This is a genomic window from Photobacterium sp. R1 (genome assembly GCF_054600795.1).
Window position 1 is genome coordinate 52,590 of the sequence record NZ_BAAHZP010000014.1, and the last position, 20,851, is coordinate 73,440.

Consider the following 20,851-nt stretch of genomic DNA (forward strand, 5'->3'; position numbering starts at 1 on the left):
TGCTCAATTAATCAGACGTCTGGCATCTGGTGCGGCAACAATTGGTGTTTTGGTTCTTGTTATCTGGTGCTTGCTTTCTGGTGATTGTTATCTGGTGATTGCAGCTGAGCGCGGGTTACCCGGGTAACCCGCTGGTGATCAGTCAATCTGAATCCGGAACCGGCCGTCTTCGACATCGACCCGCACCGCTTTGACCGGCTTGCTTTCGCTCATGCGCACGATGCACTGATTCGCCAGTTCCGGCATCAGTTGCCGGTTGATCAGTTGCTCAACCGCACGGGCACCGGTTTCCGGAGACTGATTCAGCGCGACCAGCAGTTGCACCACGTCCGGATGGTATTCAAAGCTGGCACCGTAATGTGCCGCGACGCGTTTGCGGATGCGGTTCAGGGACAGGGTTGAAATCTGCGCCATTTCCTCATCATTGAGCGGGAAATAAGGCACGATGGTCGCCCGGCCCAGAAACGCCGGTTTGAAGAACTTCTGCAGCTCCGGGAAAATCGTCTGCGTCAGTTCCGGGACCGAAGGACGACCATCCTGGCACGCATGAACAACTGCGCCATCGGCGGCATTCGACGTCATGATGATGATGGTGTTACGAAAATCGATTTCGCGGCCTTCACTGTCGGAGATCGTCCCTTTATCGAAGATCTGATAAAAGATGTCGTGCACCCCAGGGTGCGCTTTTTCCATCTCATCCAGCAGCAGTACGGAGTACGGATTTTTACGCACCGCTTCTGTGAGCACACCGCCTTTGCCGTATCCGACATAACCGGCCGGTGAACCCAGCAGCATCGACACTTTATGTTCCTCTTTGAACTCGGTCATATTGATGGTGGTGATGTTGCGCTCACCGCCGTACAACAGATCCGTCAGCGCCAGCGCGGTTTCGGTTTTACCCACCCCGCTCGGGCCGCACATCAGAAAGACGCCGACCGGTTTACGCGGATCAGTCAGCCCGGCCCGGGCCATGCGAATCGCCTGAGCAATTTCCGCAATCGGCGTCACCTGACCAATCACCCGCTGACCAATCTGAGATTCGAGATGCATCAGGCGCTCGACTTCCGCGCTCAGCATGTTGCCGACCGGAATCCCCGTCCACAGCGCCACCACTTCGGCGATGGTCTGCTGCGAGACCTGCGGCAGTACCAGGGGCTGCTCGCCCTGAATGGCATGCAGCTGCGCCATTTTTTCGGCCAGTTGCGCCCGTTCACTACCGGCTTCCAGGTCTTCGCCAGCCAGGAACTGCGTATCCAGAGCGGACTGAAGCGCGAGAATTTCTTCCACCAGTTGAGATTCCTGCGCCCAGCGGCGGGCAATATCATCATGCTGCTCAGCCAGCGTTTCACGGCGCAGCTTCGCTTCCTGCAGACGCGGATCCTCCAGCGACCACAGCGCCGCTTCATGCGTCAGGGTTTCAATTTCGTTGTCCGCATAGCGAATCTGCTCCGCAATGGATTCCATCTGACGCGGCGTCGCGCTCTGGCTCAGGCCAATCCGCGAGCACGCGGTGTCGAGCAGGCTGATGGCTTTGTCCGGCAGTTTGCGCTCCGGCAGATAACGTACCGACAGGGACACCGCCGCATCGATCGCTTCCTGCATCACCTTGACGTTATGGTGCTGCTCCAAGCTCTTTTTCACTCCGCGCAGCATGTGCACGGCATCGGCTTCGCTGGGCTCGCCGACTGCCACCACCTGAAAACGGCGGGTCAGTGCCGCATCGGATTCAAAATACTGTTTGTACTCGGCCCAGGTGGTCGCCGCGAGCGAACGGAACTCTCCGCGCGCCAGCGCAGGCTTGAGAATATTGGCCGCATCGTTCTGGCCTGCAGTCCCACCGGCACCAATCAGAGTGTGCGCTTCATCAATGAACATGATGATCGGGGTGCTGGATTGTTTGATCTCATTGATGACATCTTTCAGGCGGTTTTCGAACTCGCCTTTGATGCTGGCACCGGCCTGCAGCAGCGACAGATCCAGACTGCGCAGTTCCACATTCGCCAGCGCCGGCGGCACGTTGCCGTCAACGATTTGCTGTGCCAGACCTTCAACAATCGCCGTTTTGCCCACGCCCGGATCGCCGACCAGAATCGGACTGTTCTGACGGCGGCGGCACAAGATATCGATCGCTTTGCGGATCTCATCACCCCGACCCGAGATCGGATCCAGACGGCCACTTCGCGCCGCTTCGGTCAGGTTTTGTGAGTATTTGTCGAGTGCCGGTGTCGCGGTGTCCCCATGCTCAGCGGCCGTCTGGGAAACCGCACCGGTGTTCATCTCACTGGGCGCGCTCACCGCCAGCGACTGGCTGCGCAGCCATTCCGAAGACAGCACGGTGACCCACTGACTGAGCAGGCCGTTGTAAGCGCCTTGCTCACGGCGCTGCTTGAGCACCATCAGCAAATGAAATTCATTGACACTCAGTTGCTGTTGATTGAGTGAGGCAATCATCCAGGCATCTTTCAGCAGCTCCACCAGCTCAGGCGACAGGGATGGTGACGCATCATTGCCCCGCGTCAGACCGGACAGATAGGTGTTCAGACCTTCCAGCAACGCTTCTTTGGCCACCGAGGCCTGATTTAATGCGGTTTCCCAGCCTTTGGACTGTTGCAGCAGATGCAAAAACCAGTGTTGTGGCTCGATGGAAAAATGGCCGCGACTGACGCACTCGCCTGCTGCCGCTTCAAGCGCGTTTTTCAGCAACGGGGTCAGCCTTTTGACCAGACTCTGTAATTCGATATTGATCATGGGTTTTCCTAACTTAACGTCAGTGGCATCTCGACAAACTGCCGGTGCTCCGTCTGATGATTCATCCAGGCCGACTGGCCGATACGTAATGCGCTGTCACTGCGCCCGGACAGTCTCACGCGCGGCAGATACTCGCTGTTCACTTTCATATACAGGGCGTACTTGGTATTGACCCCCATGTAACTGCGCACCAGATGGTCCAGCGCACGGATCATGGCTTTGTCATGGCGAATCGCCAGATAATGGTCATAATCTCTCGGGCAGATTTTGATCTTCAGTTTCTGTCCGGCCATCGGCGTGGTTTTCCCGACCAGCGCGCCCATACCCAGTTGCCGGTTCTGTCCGGTCCGCCCGATCTGCGTCAGGGAACAGGGGGTCAGCGGCAGGTATTCCAGCGCGCTGCGCTCAATCGCAAATTCCGCCGAGAAGTAATCTTCCAGCATGGCTTTCAGTGCCAGCGGGCAAGTCAGCTTCATCCCCAGCAGCCCGGTATACTGAATCAGATGGCTGGCCGGGATCGGACTTTCATGGCCGCTTTGTCCGGCCAGATTCGCCAGCATCCCGGTCACCGACAGCCGATGACGGTTCCAGTCGAACGACGCTTCTTCAATCTGGGCCGTCAGATCATGCTTGTGCTGGACCTGGCAGTAGAGGCGAAAATAGCGGTTGTTGAAGGCGTCGAAAAAATCGAGTGGTGCCTGCTCCCCCAGATCAAAATTCGCGCTGAGCGCCTCTTTAAACATGGCGCGGGGCATGGTGCTCTGGCTGCCGGACAAGGCCGGCAGTGACGTCTTCAGGGTGTAATCCGAGACCGCATTCACGGCCACTCCGGTCACTTCACTGGGGTAGTAAGCCGGTAACAGCTCAGCACTGAAACGGACCTCCGGACGACGGCCGGACAGCGCCGCCTGATGCTTAAACACCTGCCAGGCCTTCTCCAGTGCAACGCTGAACTGACCGCTCAGCAGGCGGTTTACAGCAGACTCTTGCATCCGGTTCTCCTCGGAAACGCCATAAACACCCCGTCCTGGCCTTCCAGACAAATATCGACCTGCGTGAAGCTGTTGAACCCGGCAAAGTAAGCAAAAAAGTGGTCCAGCAGACGGCTGAACAAGGCGATCCCGCCGTTCACATTGCCCGGTGCCAGGGTCACGGTAATCTTGGTGCCGTACGCAAAACAGGTTTTCCCTGAAACCCGGATCGGGGCCACGACCTGTTCCTGCTCTATTTTCTGCACCGACTCGATGTACAGATAATTTTGTGCACTCTGATTGTGGTTATAGAGATCGAACACGTTTTTCAGCGTCGCAGCCGGATTCTCCGTCCCCAGAATGGCGTGGTAGTTAAAATGCAGGTGGCACAGCAGCGCCCACACATTCTGATTCGCATCCCGGCTTCTGACCGGCAGTGCAGGACGACGCAGCAACTGCATGCGCGCCGGAATCGTCAGCGACTCCCGGCAGGTGACGCGGCTGTTGACCGGCAGCGAACCGGCCCGGACGCCGTCGGTGGCCGTGGCACTGACCTGCCACACGCGTGGCGATCCCGTCGCATGATAGTGTTCCGGATCTGCCACTTTCAGGCTGCTGTCGAGCACGCCCCGTTCATGAAAGTTCTGCACCAGCTGCCAACGCAGCCCCGTTTCCGCACGGTCAAATTTTTCGCTGTAAATCTGCGGCACGCTGACCGGATCACCCGCGGTGACATCGAGCACTTCGTCCACGGAAAACACTTCCAGGACTTTGCCCTGACTGGCATCCAGATGGACAGGGTACTGTTTATGGAAAAAGTCGATCTGCAAGGGTTCCGACGCTTGCTGGTGCAGGTTGACCAGCGGCGTCGAGAACAGAGAAAAATGCTGGGCATTCAAGGTCCGGGCCAGCTCGACACTCAGCTCTTCGACAAAAATCTGCACCCGGAACTCACTGCCCGTGATCTGCTGCAATGCGTCCCGCACATCAATGCTGAACCCGTGAAAACGCTCGGGAAACATAAAAAACTCGGTCAGGAGCTTAAAGCCGCCAAAGCTGGCAGCCTGATACGGCAGAACGGTATCTTCGGCATCAAAACCCACCGGACGCAATGCCGTCGGCCCCAGATCAACCCGGGTGTCCGTTCGGGTCGCCGCACTGCAGATCCGCACTTGCGACGTGCCCTGAGACAGCAGGTCATACAGACGCAGGGTAAAATGGCTGTCCCCTTTGAGGTGCAGCCTCAGTTCACCGATGTCCAGCGCCGACAGATCACAGCCCTCATCCGTCGCAGCGATGGTCAGCTCGATCATCGCTTTGGCATGCTCTGCCCCTGCCGGTTTAGCCATTTCAAACGGCGCAAAGGTCACCTCTGCACTGCGGATGGTGACCGGCAACAGCGCGACGGTTTGGGTGGAACGAAAAATGGCACTTTCGCCCTGTTCATCCGCCAGCTCAAACTCGGTGCCTGCCGGAATCCGGTGCACAGCATTCGCTTCCGGTGAAATCTCGAAATCCAGCACGGTATAGGAAGGCACCGGGCGCAGATAATGGGGAAACAACAAACGGACCAGACTTTCCGTCAGCTCCGGAAAGGAATCATCCAGTCGCTGCTGAAGACGACCGTTCAGCAACGCGACGCTCTCCACCAAACGGGCGATTTGCGGATCATCGATGCTGTCTTTGCGAATGCCGAGCGCACGCGCCGCGCCCGGATGACGCGCCGAAAACTCAGTGGCTTCATCCCGGATGAAACGCAGTTCCTGTTCAAAATACGAGAGCAGAGAATCAGACAAGATTCGATTTCCTTACATCTAGTTTGTTGCTGCTGAGATCCAAAAAGGAGTCCAGCACAATCGCTTCTTCACCCAGCTCAGAATGCACCACCGCTGAGAGACGAAAACACAGCTGGTTCTGGACCGATTTATTCTCCTGAACCTCGATTTCAACCTGACTCAGACGGGGTTCATACAGGCGGATCAGACTGGCAATCTCTGCCGCGATCACATCACTGTTCGACTTACTCTGCGAGCGGGCCAGATTACGCATCCCCAGGTTGGTGATGGTGCCCTCCCCGCTGCTGTAAGCGGCCGGCCAGATAGGGGCGCGGCTGGAGATCAGCGTGCAGACGTTGTCGACAATGGCATCACGCACACTGTCGATGTCGTCGTTCCAGCGCTGCGTCAGCTTGGCAATCAGGCTCATGGGCGCGCTCCGATATCCTGGCCAGATACGGAGGTAGTCAGCACCACCTGGGCATCCATCATTTCGTACTGATACTGCGGCTGGAGCATGATTTCACACAGATAACGGGTCCGGTCCTGAGGCGATTCCTCTATCCGGACCTGACAGGACTTGAGCGGATAACGCGCCATGATCGAGTCTTCGCCGTAATCCACTTCACTGATGTAATTCTGCAGCCAGCGCTCCAGGCTGCGCTTACAGTCTTCCGCGCTGTCATAACGGCCGATCTGATCCCGGATCTGCGCTTTGATGTAGTGACCGAACCGGCACGCCATCAAATTCGTCTGCAGCATGCCCAGCTGACGCGTCGCTTCATTCGGCGCACGCCAGACCGACTGATTACTGAAAAAGCCTTTGTGTCCGCTCAGGTATAAACTGGTCAGCGGGATAAATCCCTGTTGCGCCCAGAAGCCGTCATCTTCGCTGTACAGATCGACTTTGGCCTGAACCGACTCCGACGACGCCACAATCGCGCCGAATGAGGCGAACTCATCGTATGAACGCAGGAAACCAAACCAGCTGATGCGGTCAAATTCCCGGATGACATTGCTGGTCAGCAGATAGGCACTGTTGCCCCACAGCGCCTGATCGCGGCCCTGCATTTCACTGAACAGAAAGCCCGCGGGGTACTGTTGATAAGGCGGACGCTGCAGATATTCCGGCATCACCAGATGCAGAAAGCGCGCAGATGGTTTGTCACGCAGCAGTTGCCAGGAGGCAAAATCACGGCTGTTGACGATCCGCTCCGCTCTCGCACTGTCATGCAGCTGACGGCTCTGATCGTCACCAAAAAAGTGTTCATCCACGCCCATCACCACAGGACACAGTGCCAGCTCGCCGAGTTCGGAGAGCAACTGCAGGGTATAGAGATCGTCGTAACCCAGCTCGTCCCCGTAATCGGAAGTGACTTTGTGATCCACCATCACCATGCCAAACGGCGTCCCGCCTGCGGTATCAAACTCTTTGGCATAGAGTTTTTTGTACAGCGCACTCTGTTTGAGATCGAACGAGTAATTGAGGTCGCTCGAAACCATGTGCCAGCTCAGATCGAGCAGTTTGATTTTGACCCGGCGTTGAGAGACCGGCAGTGCCGTCAGTGAAGCCAGTCCGAGCCAGGACGCTTCCAGCTGCTTAAAATGTTCATGCTGAATGACGGCCGACAGCTGTTCACTCACGGCTTGATCCAGCTCGGCAATCAGCCGGATCAGTTGTGCTTTGAATTGAGCCGTCGACTGGTTCCTGGCGCATACCAACAGCTCCTGCCAGGCCAGGTTCGCAAGCATCGGGGGCATCGCTGTGTGCTGAGGGTGTGTTTTCATCGACTGCTCAATTCAAAACATTCGGAGGCGGTCTGCCTCCGAATCGGATTAACCCGGAATATTGGCGACCATACGAAGCGAAGTCGTCAGTTCTTCCATCTGTAACCACGGGCGAAGATAGGCAACCGCAGAATAGGCACCCGGACGACCGGCCTGCTCTTCAACGGTGACTTTCGCTTCCACCAGCGGGTGACGCGCTTTGGCTTCGTTGCCGATAGCGTTCGGGTTCACGTACTGGTGAATCCAGGTGTTGAGATCTTTCTCAACATCATTCGGATCCAGGTTCGAACCAATCCGGTCACGACCCATCACCTTCAGGTACTGAGCGATACGGCTGCTGGCCATGGTGTACGGCAGACGTGCCGAAATCGCGGCGTTGGCAGTCGCATCCGCGTCGGTATAGGTTTTCGGCTTGTGCGTGGTCTGTGCACCCATAAACACCGCGTAGTTGGTGTTTTTGTAGTGAACCAGCGGCAGGAAGCCCAGATCGCTGAGCTCTTTTTCACGCTCGTCGGTCAGGTTCACCTGCGTCGGACACTGCTGGAGCAGATCTCCGGCATCCGAGTGGTAAGTGAAGTTCGGCAGGTTTTCGACTTTACCGCCATTTTCCGTTCCGCGAATGGCCGTACACCAGCCGTACTGGGTGTATGCCTGCGTCAGCAGCAGACCAAATTCGTATGCCGCGTTACTCCAGACGAAATCTTTGTCTGAAGAAACGATTTGCTGGCCGTTGTCGCGGGTCTTCAGCTCTTCAAAATCGAATGATTTCACCGGGATGGTCGCGGAGCCATACGGCAGGCGCGCCATAGTTTTCGGCAGCGTCAGCGCAACATAGCGAGAGTCATCGCTGGCGCGGAATGCGTTCCAGTTGGCGTAAGCCGGTGAGTCAAACCCAGCGGCGACCGGTTTCCCGTCTGCAAACGTGGCAAACGAGTTGAAATCAAACATGCTGGCGTTGGCGGCGGCGATGAAGGGTGCATGAGATGCGGAAGCCACTTCGCCCATATAACGCAGCAATGCGACGTCTTCGTCGCCGTAACCGAATTCGTAATCACCCAGCAGGACGCCGTAAGGCTGACCGCCCGCGGTGCCGAACTCTTCCTGATAAACCATGGTGAAGAAGCGGCTGCGATCGATCGCCGGCGCGTCTTCAAACTGCTCAAGCAGCTCATCTTTGGTGTAGTCGGCCAGCTTGATTTTCAGGTCCGGACCCAGTTCGCTGTTTTTAACCAGCTTTTGCAAGCCCAGCCAGGTGCCTTCCAGTTTCTGGAAGTCATTGTTCTTCATGACCGAAGACAGCTGCTCAGAAATTTTCGCATCCAGTGCGCTGATGGCTTTCTCAATCGTCAGCGTCAGGTTTTTGTCCCAGGTGACCGTGCCTTCCAGTGCCTGCGACGTCAGAATGCTCAGCAATTCTTTGGTGGTATCCACCGGTGTTTGTGCGGTCGCGGTGATGGCACGATCAAGAAAACTCAGCGACGCTTCAGCTTCAGCAGCGCCCTGCGTTGCGGTTTGTTGTTCGACAGACATTATTCCGCTCCCTCTTTATCCAGACCCAGTTCCTGCGCAAGCCCTTGAATGGCATCCGCACTTTGCAGCACTTCCTTCAGCAAACGCTCCAGATCGCGCGAGCGATCCGCTTTGCTCAGCAGTACTTTCAGTTGATTTCGGGTTTCAACCAGTTGTTTCAGCGGATCAATCTGTTCAACCAGATTCTCCGGGTGGAAATCTTTCATCGAGCGGAAGCTCAAATTCACTTCAAACTGGCTGTCATCGTTGGCCAGTTTATTGTCGACTTTGTACGAAAGACGCGGATGGATGGTGCCCATCACCGTATCGAAGTTATCTTTATCGATACCGGTAAACTCACGCTCTTCAAGATCCACTTTTTCAGATTCTGGTTTGTGGCCGGAGAAGTCACCGATCACGCCGACCACGAACGGCAGCTCTTTGGTCTCAACAGAGCCATTCGTTTCAACATCATAGGTAATGCTGACGCGGTTTTTGCTGACGCGTTTATGTTGTGAGTTCAATGCCATAACGGTGTCCCTAGTTCAGAATTTGCATCGAGAGAAGAAGCTCCATCTCAGATGGAGCTTCCGGCGAATATTATTTAGAGCCTGACAGCAACTTGCCCTGTGGCAGGTTGTAAGTCACGATGCCGCCATCTTTGACTTCACCGCCTTCCAGCTCGTAGTTGTGCTTCTGAGAAATCTCAACGTAAGACAGAGAAATGCTCTCGTATGGCTGAGAACCATCGCTGCCGCTGACGTTGTAAGACACCAGACGTGCATTCGTCAGTTTCACCTGGAAGTACAGTTTTGCACCTGAGCCGTCTGATTCTGGCTTGGTGAATGCGATCTCAACGGTTTTCCCTTCTTTACCCGGGTTAAACAGGAAAGACAGCAGGTCTTCTGAAGCACCGTCAACCTGTTTGGACAGGTTCACTTCGCTCATGGCCACCATGCCTGAGTCCGCGTTGTTACCGTTGCCGATGTCCATCGCGACGTTACGAACGCCGCCCCAGGAATAGGAAGAGATAGCGAACCAGCCGTTACCTTCCAGACCTTCAACCGTTGCGCCGCCTTTGACATCAACGCCATCAATACGCATGTAAATACTTGCCATATTCGTTCTTCCTTCTTTTCAGGATATGCACTTACCAACGCAGGGCAGTTGAGCCCGGTTGTTCGTGACTTTCACTTTTTTGTTGAGGTTGGGTATCAGCAGCGGAAGTCTGTGATACATGCTTTTCAATACTCATTGACTCAGTCACGGGAGGAGTCTTTTCGGGTACCGAAATGTTTTCAATGCCTGCCTTCGGCAGTTCAACATCGGGCAGCCGTACCTGATCAAGATGATTCAGTCCGGCGGCATGAAAAATTTTGCTTAAGGTGTCTCCGCTCTGCTCGGCCATCATTTCCTGCAGCAATTCCGGCAACGGCAGATAGCCCCAGCGGATAGCTTTTTCCAGCAAAAATGACACCGGGCTGTGCGGCTCGCTCTGGCGGAAATAGTCTGAAATTTCACGCAGCTGGTGAAACGCCAAATCGCGGTTCATATTGTTTGCCGATGCGACCTGCGCAAGATTACCGGCACTCAGATTCAGCGGCGCGCCAGACACGGCAGAAGACTGCGCGGCCTGAGATAGCGTGGAATCATGCACAGCGTTTGTCACGGCCATGTTTTCCGCCTGGGAAGTTGTTACCGCGCTTGACGCTGCAGTCACCGCCGCAACCGGCTCGGCTTTGTGGGACGGTTTCATCCCGGTCAGCTGATGCAGGGCCTGCTCGAACCGGGTAAACAGGGCTTTGACGAAGCCAAAATTGGCCGCGGCTACACCGGCGCTTTGCGTGTGCTTTTGTACGGCAGCGCTTAAGCGGTCTACCTGCTCACAACAACGAACGGTGTTCTCCATACGTTGCTGAATGTCCGCCCGTTGCTGCGCCACCACACCGGCAACCTGTGCTTTGAGCTGGCTCAGTTCGCCTTTGCGTTCCGCACTCTGGTAGTCGTAAAACGAAATGCTGCCGGCCAGCGTCTGTTGCAACAGTGGCGCATACAGAATCGAGCTTTCTTCACTGTCGCCAATCAGCTGAAAAAAGGCTTTCACTTTGGCTTCAGCCTGCTCACGCTGCTGTTGGTCCGCCGCTTGGGATTTCAGTTTTTCCTGAGGCAGGACGGGGTTCAGGTGATCCCAGTGCTGCTCAGCCAGATCCGCCAGCCAGGCCAGCGCGTTCGCCGCACTGTCCAGCGAAGCATCCAGCAATACCTGAGCAGCAATGAACCAGGCGATCAGCTCAATATCACGAGTCGTGGTCTGAAATTGATTCAGCAGGCTCGCAGACAGGGTCTCCCAGCTGGCCAGACACGCCTTTTGCAGCGCTTCCACTTCATCTTCGCTTGGATTCTGGCTCAGCTGACGCAATGCAGTCTGTGCCACATTGAATTCATTTCTCAGCGGACGAAAAGCGCTTTTATCCAGCTTCAGGTAGCTTCCGCAAATGGATTCTGATGAGATCGGGGCCGAAAGCTGTTCAATCTGTTGTTTTGAAAACGGCATGCTTTACCTGCGTACTCTTGTTGTGAATTGGCGTTGTGAAATTGCAAGACAAGTCCCAGTCAGCATTTGAGCAAAAGGACCCCTCAAGCAGTGATGACTGAAATCACAGCTTGCCGATCGGCACGCACCGTACTTTTGGTTTATCGAATAAACGAATATACAAATAATATAAAAATCAGCACATCGAAAGACGAATCGATATCACTCCCGCAACACCCCATATCTCGTCATCAATCAGGACAAGCCAATACTAAAATCAATATAAGCAAATTCTAATTTATCGAGATTTTCGTACGCCGGTGATGGATATATTAATCAAGTTCGAAATCATACTTTTCGGTCAAAACAAATCAGACCAGACAAATCATTTTTTATTTCATCAGTTTTTAATTTTTTAATTCAGGCAAATTTTGGTTCGCCATTTAAAGTCAATTATATCCAGAGATGGCACATTAAAAAGACACATTCACGCCACATTTAGGTGGCATTTAGGCCATACAAAACAATTAAAACGGACAGAAAACATGAAAAATAAACACATAAGCAGCTGATTTAAAATACAAAAAACACACAATCACGCATGTCCATTTTATACATCCTTCCCGCAGCATAAGCGAAGGAACGAATATCTAATGGATGAAATTTCATATAAAGATTGTTTAAAGGTAATCCATATAGCGTATTTATTGTTAATGAAGTTAATTTAGTGCATTTACTCGATTTGTTCATAAATCGATTACATTTGAACCTCACCCCATAAAATAGCAACAGGTAAAAAACAAAAGACGCTTTATGACTTGAATTCCAAAGACACAAACAATAAATTAAATCCCTATTGCTCTTTACTATTTTACCTTCACTCTCTTCCAACACTTATTCACCCAGGTGTTTATCAACGCACTTTATTTGATGTTGATTCGATTTTTATTTAAGCAAAAAACCACTTTTCGCTTACAGGAAATGAGGAAATATGACCAGCAGTGAATTGCTCTCAAAAAGTCGTCCGCTGACCGTAAAACTCGCGGACAATAAAAATTATGTTGTCACCCATTTCATGGGTGAAGAAGCAATTTCTGAAGGTTGCCGTTTTTCCTTGTCTGTTGCTTCAAGCGCAGAGATCAAAGAGAGTAACCTCGGTAAAAACGTCTCCGTCTCTCTGGAGCAGTCTTTAGAAACCCGCTGCTTCTCCGGGTTGTGCACTTCGGTCGAATTCACCGGGTTCAGTCAGGAAAGACAGCTTTACTTCTATCAGATCGAAGCGGCCGATCCGATGTCCTTGCTGACTTACCGCCGGAACCGTCAGATTTTTCAGAACATGACCACCCGGCAAATTCTGGATACTCTGCTCGGCGACGCCGACTTTAAAAACTATTTTACCTATGCCGTCTCAGGCAGCGGAAAACAGCATGAATACTGCGTCCAGCTAGACGAAACCGATCAGCAGTTTATCCGCCGCCTGCTCGCCAGCGAAGGCTGGCATTTTCATATCCGTCATGAGTCCGGCAAACCTTCCGTCGTGATTGCAGATTCAAACCAGCGTTTTGAGTCCATGCCAGAACCGACGCTGTATTATCAGGACGGCAGTCAGGCATCGCACCGCGCACTCAGTCACTGGAGCCACGCCACACACATGGGCAGCGCCAAAGTTTCTCTGGCTGATCACACCCAGGCACTGGCCGAGGTCTTTGAAAGCGGAGAACGGAAAAGTGCGTTTGACAGCGCACCGGCTGGTCTTGAGCAAGCCTGGTTCGGTTTGGGTCAGGACAATAAGAACGAAGCCCGCGATGCGGCCAAACGCCAGATGGAGGCTCTGGACGCAGCAAAGTCAGTCTCCAAAGCCAGTTCCAGTATTGCGGCCGTCGCCTGCGGGTATAAGTTCCGCCTGAATAAACACCCGCTCAGCGCGATGAATCAGGAATACATCGTCACGCGACTCACCCATCATATCTCAACGGAAGAATCGGGGTCGGTGCCAGTCTATCGCAATCAGTTCAGCTGTATTCCGGCGTCTTCGGTGTACCGCCCGCTGGTTCAGGAAAAACCGAAAGTCCACAGCGTGCACACCGCGTCGGTGACCGGGCCCAGCGGCGAGGAAATTTACCGCGACAAAGCCGGGCGCATCAAAGTCCAGTTCCACTGGGACAGAAACGGGAAAAGTGATGAGAACAGTTCATGTTGGTTGCCGGTGTCGCAAGGTCTGGCCAGCAAAGGCTTTGGCGCACAGTTTACACCCCGCGTCGGAGATGAAGTCCTGGTGCAGTATATTGACGGCGATCCGGACCGTCCGGTCGTCACCGGCTCTCTCTACAACACGAAAAACGCCGCGCCATACAGCGCAGCCACCCAAAGTGGCCTGAAAACCCGCTCGACCCCCAAAGGGAACAGTAAACAGGGCAATGAACTGCGCTTTGACGATCAGAAAGACAAAGAGCACATCTTCCTGCATGCGGAAAAAGACCTGCAGGTTGAGGCCAACAACGATCATCTGACGACCATCAAAGGCACGAAAAACACACAGGTTGAGAAGACGGTTACGCTGAGTGCTAAAGATGCGATTCTGGTTGAAGGCGACAAAACCATCACCACCAAAAGCAAGGAAGACTGGACGGGCGACAGCGGAAAAGATCTCAACCTGAAGGCGGGCGCCAGTATGGACCTGTCCGCCAAATCATCAGTCACCATTGACGGCAGCACCATCTCGCTCAGCGGAAAAAGCAAGATTGAACTGAAAGTCGGTGCCAGCAAAATTGAAATCAGCGCCAGCGGCATCAAGATCGATGCGCCGCAGGTCGCGATCACCGGCAAAGCAAAAGCCGAAATGAAAGCGGCCATGGTCACGGTCGAAGGACAGGGAAAAGCCGATGTCAAAGCCGCAATTGTGACCGTAAACGGCAGCGCCATGACCCAGGTGAAAGCCGGCGCCATGGTGCAGATTCAGGGTGCGATAGCCAAGGTAAACTAATGACTTTACGCAAAATTCCATACCAAAACGCCAGCGACATCATCGGGTTGTACTCACCCAGTGATCCGTTCAGCCAACTGGCGGCAGAAGGCCATGCTCCCGGGGACCTGATTGAAGCGGCCATGACGCAGGAAATGTTTGCTGATGCTGTCACATTTCTCGCTCACGCCCTGCCTGTGCGCGAGTGCATCTGGTGGGCCGCCTGCTGCGCCGCGACGCGCAGTGACTGGAATGAACACGAAGCCAATGCAGTGCGCGCCGCAAAAGCCTGGGTTCATACCCCGGACGAAACCAGCCGTCGTTACGCGGAACAGATGGCCGAACTGGCCGGACTCGAATCAGGCGCCGGATGGGCGGCTCAGTCGGCTTTCTGGAGCGGTGGCAGCATGACCAGCCCCAAAGATCCGGTCGTACCGCCGCCACCCTACCTGTATGCACAAGCCGTGGCAGGCAGCATCAACTTAAGCGCCGTCCTTCCGGATGGTGAAGATGCCAAACAACGATACCGTGATTTTATCGACATGGGTCTGAATATTGCCGCTGGCGGCAACGGCGAGAATTAGGAGTTCCGATGTTACCTGCAGCCCGAGCTACCGATATGCACATGTGTCCCATGCAAACCCCGGCGCCGGTCCCTATTCCGCACGTCGGCGGTCCGCTGCTGCCGTTGCCGACCACGGTCCTGATTGGCAACCTGCCCGCCGCCACTCTGGGGCAAATGTGCGTTTGTGTCGGCCCGCCGGACAGTGTGATCAAAGGCAGTGCCACCGTGCTGATCAACAATAAGCCAGCCGCCCGGATGGGCGACCAGACCTCACACGGCGGGACCATCGTGATGGGGATGCCGACCGTGCTGATTGGCGGCTGATTGGTAGCTGATCGTCGGCTGATCCATTCAGACGGACGGACTCAAATGCGGAGACAACTGCCGGTCGGGATATGCTCGATGCGATCGCCGAGCACCTGTTTCAGGATTCGAAATGCTTTCATGCCGGTGCAATGGCCGGTGTAGAGGCGAACAATGGGGTAAGCGCTGAGTTGCTCCCCGATTTTCCGGATATCAGCCTCACTGCCACCCAGGGTATTGAAAAGCGGCAACCCCACCAGATGAAACCCGCCGACAACGGCTTTGATCCGGACACCCGGAAACATCTCCACCGCCGTCTCAATCATATTTAACACGCCGGAATGAGCACAGCCGGTGAAAATCACTAGCCCGTCCGGCTCCTGTATGATCATAAAGAGTTCATGCTCAAAAGGATCGGGCCTCAGACTATGTTTTTCCCCTGCGAACAAGTACCGGTTGCCGGCAGGCCGCGGATACTTTTCACTGATGTTCACGACACAGAACACATTGGGACAGATCTCCGTGGTCTGACGAATCAGCCAGAGCCTGTCTTTAAAGACTTCCAGCGGCGTGACATCCAGGCCGACCTCAAACTGAAGTGCAGTGTATTTGAATATCGGGTATTTAAAAAAGTAAGACTCGGTCGGACACGCACGTAAACAGACCCTGGCGTGCTGATTCTCGCGCAGAAAAACTGGTAAGCCGTTGCCATGATCATGGTGCCGGTGAGAAAGAACAGCGACATCGACACGTGCAATATCTAAATCCAGCTGCCGGGCATTCTGCAAGAAAGTCTGTCCGCCGCCGACATCAAAAAGGATGGCACACGCCCCGGTGCTGACGTGATAAGACAGACCTTTCTCCGCCTTCAAATCTGTTCTGTTGGCAATCTTTTGATTATCAGCCAGGACATGAATGATCATGTACGCCTCCTTATCTCCGCTTACATCAACAAGCCGACGGCAAATGTGAGCAGGCTGATCCCGATAGCCACAAAGTAAATCAGCTGATAGTGCCGGTTTTTAATCATGACAATCGCCGGGAACAGCATCCCCACGGCGATGACTGCCGGACCGCTGATCATTTTAATCAGGTCAATGATATTCGGATTCAGGATCCCGATGCCGACGAGCGCAACCGTCACCAGAACCATCAGGCCTTTTTCGTCGACTTTTTTGCTAAGAGGGGAATCCTTTAATCCGTCCTTAACACCAATGACCGTGCCCATGAGCGCACCAAAAGACGCGGCAGCCACGATAAAGAAACCAACAACGTTGAACCAGCCGCCTCCCATCAGCTGTGCGACCAGTGAAATTGAGTTGGCATTTTTATCCGCGCTGTCGAGCAATGCACTGTTCAGAGACATCGAAACAGAGAACGAAAAGAACATCACCGTCACTGCAATTGCGAAACAGCTGGCAAGCAGAGTCCGGGACGCAGATTGCTCACACACAGTTTTATTGTTATTGCTGTCTCGCATACTGGATTCAATGTACCCGGAGACGCAAGGAGAGAAATTCATGGCAAAGATGATGATCGGAATGAACGTGATGATCTCTTTCAGATGAAGTTCGGAAGGAGCAGACACAAGCTGCCAGTCCCATTTGGGAATTAACAAGCAGGACAGAAACAGAAGTACCAGAGATAAAGGCACAGCAATGTATTTCGTCAGCGACACGATCCGCCCGTGTCCTTGCGCCGAAAACAGATAAATAACAAGACCGATGCCAATCGCAGCAGCAATGCGTGCAATGTCGGTGTATTCCGGCGGTACACTCTGGGAGATGGCAGCCACCAGTGCGATGAAGTTAATCATGCAGATAGAAAAACTGGAAATAAACAACAAAGCGGCGTAAAGAAGCGAGGCCTTTTGCCCGGCCATGGATTTAATGGTCGCCACGGAGCCCCCGCCAGTTCCGCCGGAAATAATTAATCCGGAAAGTGTTTTATGATTCAGATAAGACAGCGGAATGCATAAAACAACCATGACCAAAAAGGCTGAAATACCGATGGTACCTGGTCCCAGCGCTTGCGGCACAAACAGCACCCCAATACCCATTGCAGTTGCGAAATGTGTTGCGACCCAACGGGAATTGACCCTATTGCGGGTGGCGGGGTGACTCACTGCAGACAAACTCACGTTTCATGCCTCCTGAATCGTCTTCTCATTCAACCGATGCCCTAGTGTTTGATACAAAAAAACATCAAACCGCCATCAATCATGGAAGACAAACATTTCACTCAATAACCAATATGAAACAAAAAGCATTAAATTAGACGACAATATCAGTCAATTCAACCAAATGAATGATTGAGTTTAATATTTGTGACAACTACATATATTCCACATAAAGAGTGTGGAATATATACATCTAGATTGATATAAATCCCTCCATTGCGGAGGGGTGCCTGAGTGGTCTAAAGGGAATATCTTCTTTCAGGGAGTATTGAGTGCATTCTCGCGCTCCGTAGGTTCAAATCCTGCTCCCTCCGCCACTTCGACCCTCACCAGTCTGTGTCGCAACATTGATGTGAGGTCTTATGTCTAAAGTATCCAGCCAGTTCAAAGCATGTCATTTCCGGGATGAGTTTCCTGACATCAAGCGGGAGATACACCCCGGGTACCAGTTCTCTTGCCTGAAAGGCATCAATGATGGCGTGAATCCCTTTCTTGTGTATCGGACCCTGAACGGCCAGGTCGACAAAATCTTCCACGAGGCGTCTTTCGACGACACTTGCGTCGATGCCTTTGTTCAGCTCATTGCCAATGAGCCTGTCATTACAGATAAACTGCTGGTTGCCGGAGCGCACACTGTGGTTAACCTGAAAGACCGGCTTGAGATCGGAAAAGAGCCCATCGTCTCGCTTGATTTCAGCCTGAAGGCCATCGATAAAATCAACCAGCAGATCGGTATTGAGGCCGATTTCATGATCCCGCTGAACGATTTTTTCATGGAACATGACCCGTCAACGACCTCAGATCAGGCGGATAATAAATATCGTCAGGATGCCGTGTCCGAATATATTCTGCCGACACAAGCTGAGGAAATGTTCAAAGCCCACGCACGTCAGAGTGGCCGGAGCATTCAACCGTTTTATTGCAGTGAAAAAGGTATGGCTGACCGGTTTAACCGGCACATCAAAAATAAAAAGAAAGACTCTGAGCTTTTCGTTAGTTCGGATTCCGGGGCGAACTGGTACATGAGAATTGAAGATCAGTTCATTCCTGTCATTGAAAATAACAAACCCAACTGCGTTGCAGGCAACGCAGCCACGGAACGAGCCACCCGCTATCACATCACGCCAAACAAACAGTTCGATCACTACACGTCCCGGATCGGAATCTATCCACGCTGCTCCATGAACAACGTACTGAACGGATACCGGGTTGCCTGCAAAACGTATGATCACTTTGATATGCCTGGGTATTTCGTGTTCTTTGGAGGCTCATGCGCTTAACGAAGACAAAAGCATCTGCATAATAAAGTAATGTCACGAGCATAAAGGTCACAACAGTGGCCTTTTCTTATTTTTCTCTCCCGGCAACTTCCACTCAGATACCTTTTTCCCGCCAGTGTCTCGATCCTGAAAGCTGAAAAACTCTTGTAAAAAGCTTTCTGCCCGACCAAGAGTTCGGTGAAATGCAACCGATGGCTTCCGCCGCATCCATCCAAGAAAAATAAATAGCAATAAAACCCACCAATTGATCAATATTAAGTCAAATAAGCAATTACAACCGACTATGATAGGTAATTTCACCTTTCATCATTCAATCAGTAATATTTGTGACCAGTGAGTTTATTCAGGATATTTCCGCTGGATGGTATGAAATTGAATTGATATAAATACACCCATCGCGGAGGGGTGCCTGAGTGGTCTAAAGGGAGTATCTTCTTCAACAGGATATTGAGTGTTACCATGCGCTCCGTAGGTTCAAATCCTGCTCCCTCCGCCACATTTCTCTGCTTTGGAGCAACCGGGTTAGCGAATACCGTTTCCGTTCCGGGTACCAGTTGTCGAGTGTTATCCTTCTTGAATCACATCTCTAAAATCAAGCACTTTCGTTCCCTGTATTCTTCGTGTTTTCAGCCCATGCTTTTGATTAATATGCTTTCCTCAAATTTTACTGACGTGTAGAAACCTAAGAAAAACATGCGACATTTACTGACTTTGGTCCTGTTTCTGGGACTTTCAGGGTGCTCGACCCTTGGACAGCCGACATTCAACGTAGTGGTTGATTCTTTGACATCCGGTACAGCGCAGCATCAAAAAACCTATGTACTGCTGCCCGGAAATGCGGGGGTTTCGGTGAATGACCTTCAGTTCAGGGAATACTCGACTTATCTGGTGCGGGTGCTGCAAGCCAAAGGCTACGTCGCCGCAACCACCCCTGAATCCGCGGAACAGGCGATCTTTTTGTCTTACGGCATTGGTGAACCCCAAACCCAGCACTATTCGTATCAGCTGCCGACATGGGGACAAACCGGCGTCGCCTTTGCTAACAGCTACAAGACCACCAACACATTCGGCAGTATGACATCGCAGACCGGGACGACAATGAACACCCCGTCCTACGGAATCACGGGATATCAGACTTACACAGCTTCCGAAACCACTTACCTGAAATATGTCCAGATCGAAGGCGTTGCTTTCGACAAAAACAGCCGCTCAGAAACACCGGTTCCGTTGTGGAAAACCACAGCGACCAGTTCAGATGCCAGTGACGATCTCCGTCGGGTATTCCCGGTTTTGGTGGCTGCATCGGCACCTTACCTGGCCGCCAACACAGGTCAGAAAGTCCATGTCGCTCTGACGGAATCCGATGCGGCCGTCAGTTCAGTGAAAGGCCTGCCAGTGAAAGGGCTGCCGCTGGAATAACCCCCTCGGAATTGCCCGTCTGTCAGACGGGCTTTTCTGAAGCACGGCTTCTGATGTCCTGCCCCACCTGCCTACTCAAGAAAGAATCACGGCACCAGCCGGTAAGTAATGACATACAGCTGATCATCATCCGGATAAATCTCCCGAATCACGGTTTTCAGCTCAGCCAGCGTCATATTTTCCTGCCGGGCATGAAATTCAGACAAGTCCTGAAATAAAATGGGTTCGACGGAAAGAATCTCAAGCCGACAAAAGTCCCGGCCCTCTTCCAGCGTTGAGACCTGCACAACACTTCCCGGCACATAATGGCTTTCAGAAACATCCCGGATGGTGATGGTTTTCCGGCCCGACAGAATATCGGCTTCAAAACGGGCGAAAAATGTCATGGTCGTGGTCGCAATCATCGGTGTCTCCCGAATTCAGATTGATCGGTGTGTTTCAGTGGTGTCAGGCACATGGCAATCCCGGCTGCATAAATCAGAGGCAGCACGGATACCGCTATCCCCACCAGAATTGCCGACGCATCAGTCATCGCGCCTGTCACAATATCATAGGACGTGAAGGTCCGGACCAGCCCAATCAGAGCCGCAAAAAAGCCACTGACCCAGGCCATTTTCTCCGCACAGGCCAGTTTTTCCTGAAATGACTTCCCCTGTGAAGCCGCATAACCGGCAACAGAAACAGCAACGACATAACAAAGCGCCTGCGGGTCCAATAACATCACAAGATCATCGAAAGGGATGAGCAGACTTATCAGGAAAACAGGGACCATGGCATTCAGGCAATACGACGCAGACCATTTCATATTCATCAACTCGC

The 20,851-nt window shown here is 53.0% G+C and carries 18 protein-coding genes and 2 tRNA genes; 7 read left to right on the top strand and 13 right to left on the bottom strand.

The annotated features are described in order from the left end of the window. Positions 1–138: 138 nt before the first annotated feature. From tssH to ACYP03_RS19500, 9 genes are all read right to left on the bottom strand, one after another. Positions 139–2,748, bottom strand: a complete 2,610-nt coding sequence (gene tssH / locus ACYP03_RS19460) for a type VI secretion system ATPase TssH (RefSeq protein ID WP_459781777.1) — start codon at positions 2,746–2,748, stop codon at positions 139–141. A gap of 8 nt (positions 2,749–2,756) precedes the next feature. After that, positions 2,757–3,740, bottom strand: a complete 984-nt coding sequence (locus ACYP03_RS19465) for a type VI secretion system baseplate subunit TssG (protein WP_459781778.1) — start codon at positions 3,738–3,740, stop codon at positions 2,757–2,759. Then, positions 3,722–5,515: a type VI secretion system baseplate subunit TssF gene (tssF, locus tag ACYP03_RS19470; RefSeq protein WP_459781780.1), complete on the bottom strand. Its 1,794-nt coding sequence runs from the start codon at positions 5,513–5,515 to the stop codon at positions 3,722–3,724. The genes ACYP03_RS19465 and tssF overlap by 19 nt, the downstream gene beginning before the upstream one ends. After that, positions 5,508–5,924 (bottom strand): type VI secretion system baseplate subunit TssE, encoded by a 417-nt coding sequence (tssE, locus tag ACYP03_RS19475; RefSeq protein WP_459781782.1) that lies wholly within the window; start codon positions 5,922–5,924, stop codon positions 5,508–5,510. The genes tssF and tssE overlap by 8 nt, the downstream gene beginning before the upstream one ends. Beyond that, positions 5,921–7,282: a type VI secretion system contractile sheath domain-containing protein gene (locus ACYP03_RS19480; RefSeq protein ID WP_248144250.1), complete on the bottom strand. Its 1,362-nt coding sequence runs from the start codon at positions 7,280–7,282 to the stop codon at positions 5,921–5,923. The genes tssE and ACYP03_RS19480 overlap by 4 nt, the downstream gene beginning before the upstream one ends. A gap of 48 nt (positions 7,283–7,330) precedes the next feature. Then, the gene (gene tssC, locus ACYP03_RS19485; protein WP_459781784.1) at positions 7,331–8,812 is read right to left on the bottom strand and encodes a type VI secretion system contractile sheath large subunit; all 1,482 of its coding nucleotides are present in this window, start codon (positions 8,810–8,812) and stop codon (positions 7,331–7,333) included. Next, positions 8,812–9,321, bottom strand: a complete 510-nt coding sequence (gene tssB, locus ACYP03_RS19490) for a type VI secretion system contractile sheath small subunit (RefSeq protein ID WP_036755496.1) — start codon at positions 9,319–9,321, stop codon at positions 8,812–8,814. The genes tssC and tssB overlap by 1 nt, the downstream gene beginning before the upstream one ends. A gap of 70 nt (positions 9,322–9,391) precedes the next feature. Then, on the bottom strand, positions 9,392–9,910 hold the full coding sequence (locus ACYP03_RS19495; protein ID WP_248144252.1) for an Hcp family type VI secretion system effector: 519 nt from the start codon (positions 9,908–9,910) through the stop codon (positions 9,392–9,394). Between the two features lie 31 nt (positions 9,911–9,941). Then, positions 9,942–11,345: a type VI secretion system protein TssA gene (locus tag ACYP03_RS19500; protein WP_459781787.1), complete on the bottom strand. Its 1,404-nt coding sequence runs from the start codon at positions 11,343–11,345 to the stop codon at positions 9,942–9,944. 970 nt (positions 11,346–12,315) lie between these two features. On the opposite strand from ACYP03_RS19500, the gene ACYP03_RS19505 reads away from it, so the two are divergent. Genes ACYP03_RS19505 through ACYP03_RS19515 form a run of 3 tightly spaced genes read left to right on the top strand, consistent with a single transcriptional unit; the run spans position 12,316 to position 15,175 of the window. Next, complete coding sequence (locus tag ACYP03_RS19505; protein ID WP_459781789.1) at positions 12,316–14,307, top strand: type VI secretion system Vgr family protein; 1,992 nt, start codon at positions 12,316–12,318, stop codon at positions 14,305–14,307. Next, positions 14,307–14,870 carry a DUF6931 family protein gene (locus tag ACYP03_RS19510; protein WP_459781791.1) on the top strand — a complete coding sequence of 188 codons (564 nt, stop codon included), beginning with the start codon at positions 14,307–14,309 and terminating at the stop codon, positions 14,868–14,870. Before ACYP03_RS19505 ends, ACYP03_RS19510 begins: the two co-directional genes overlap by 1 nt. An 8-nt stretch (positions 14,871–14,878) precedes the next feature. Then, positions 14,879–15,175, top strand: coding sequence for a PAAR domain-containing protein (locus ACYP03_RS19515; RefSeq protein WP_459781793.1), 297 nt, complete (start codon positions 14,879–14,881; stop codon positions 15,173–15,175). 41 nt (positions 15,176–15,216) lie between these two features. On the opposite strand, the gene ACYP03_RS19520 is transcribed toward ACYP03_RS19515, so the two are convergent. Beyond that, positions 15,217–16,077, bottom strand: a complete 861-nt coding sequence (locus tag ACYP03_RS19520) for an MBL fold metallo-hydrolase (protein ID WP_459781795.1) — start codon at positions 16,075–16,077, stop codon at positions 15,217–15,219. Positions 16,078–16,097: 20 nt separating this feature from the next. Then, positions 16,098–17,294 (bottom strand): amino acid permease, encoded by a 1,197-nt coding sequence (locus tag ACYP03_RS19525; RefSeq protein WP_459781797.1) that lies wholly within the window; start codon positions 17,292–17,294, stop codon positions 16,098–16,100. Positions 17,295–17,553: 259 nt separating this feature from the next. On the opposite strand from ACYP03_RS19525, the gene ACYP03_RS19530 reads away from it, so the two are divergent. The 4 genes from ACYP03_RS19530 (at position 17,554) to ACYP03_RS19545 (ending at position 20,032) form a co-directional block, all read left to right on the top strand. Further along, positions 17,554–17,650 (top strand) — tRNA-Leu (locus ACYP03_RS19530). Between the two features lie 45 nt (positions 17,651–17,695). Next, positions 17,696–18,613 carry a hypothetical protein gene (locus tag ACYP03_RS19535; RefSeq protein ID WP_459781799.1) on the top strand — a complete coding sequence of 306 codons (918 nt, stop codon included), beginning with the start codon at positions 17,696–17,698 and terminating at the stop codon, positions 18,611–18,613. Between the two features lie 399 nt (positions 18,614–19,012). After that, positions 19,013–19,109, top strand: a tRNA-OTHER gene (locus ACYP03_RS19540). A 197-nt stretch (positions 19,110–19,306) separates the two neighbouring features. Next, positions 19,307–20,032, top strand: a complete 726-nt coding sequence (locus ACYP03_RS19545) for a hypothetical protein (protein ID WP_459781801.1) — start codon at positions 19,307–19,309, stop codon at positions 20,030–20,032. An 86-nt stretch (positions 20,033–20,118) separates the two neighbouring features. Here the strand turns inward: ACYP03_RS19545 and yqfB are convergent, their stop codons facing one another. Beyond that, the gene (gene yqfB / locus ACYP03_RS19550; protein WP_330961579.1) at positions 20,119–20,436 is read right to left on the bottom strand and encodes a N(4)-acetylcytidine aminohydrolase; all 318 of its coding nucleotides are present in this window, start codon (positions 20,434–20,436) and stop codon (positions 20,119–20,121) included. Further along, positions 20,433–20,843, bottom strand: coding sequence for a hypothetical protein (locus tag ACYP03_RS19555; RefSeq protein ID WP_330961580.1), 411 nt, complete (start codon positions 20,841–20,843; stop codon positions 20,433–20,435). The genes yqfB and ACYP03_RS19555 overlap by 4 nt, the downstream gene beginning before the upstream one ends. Positions 20,844–20,851 lie beyond the last annotated feature (8 nt).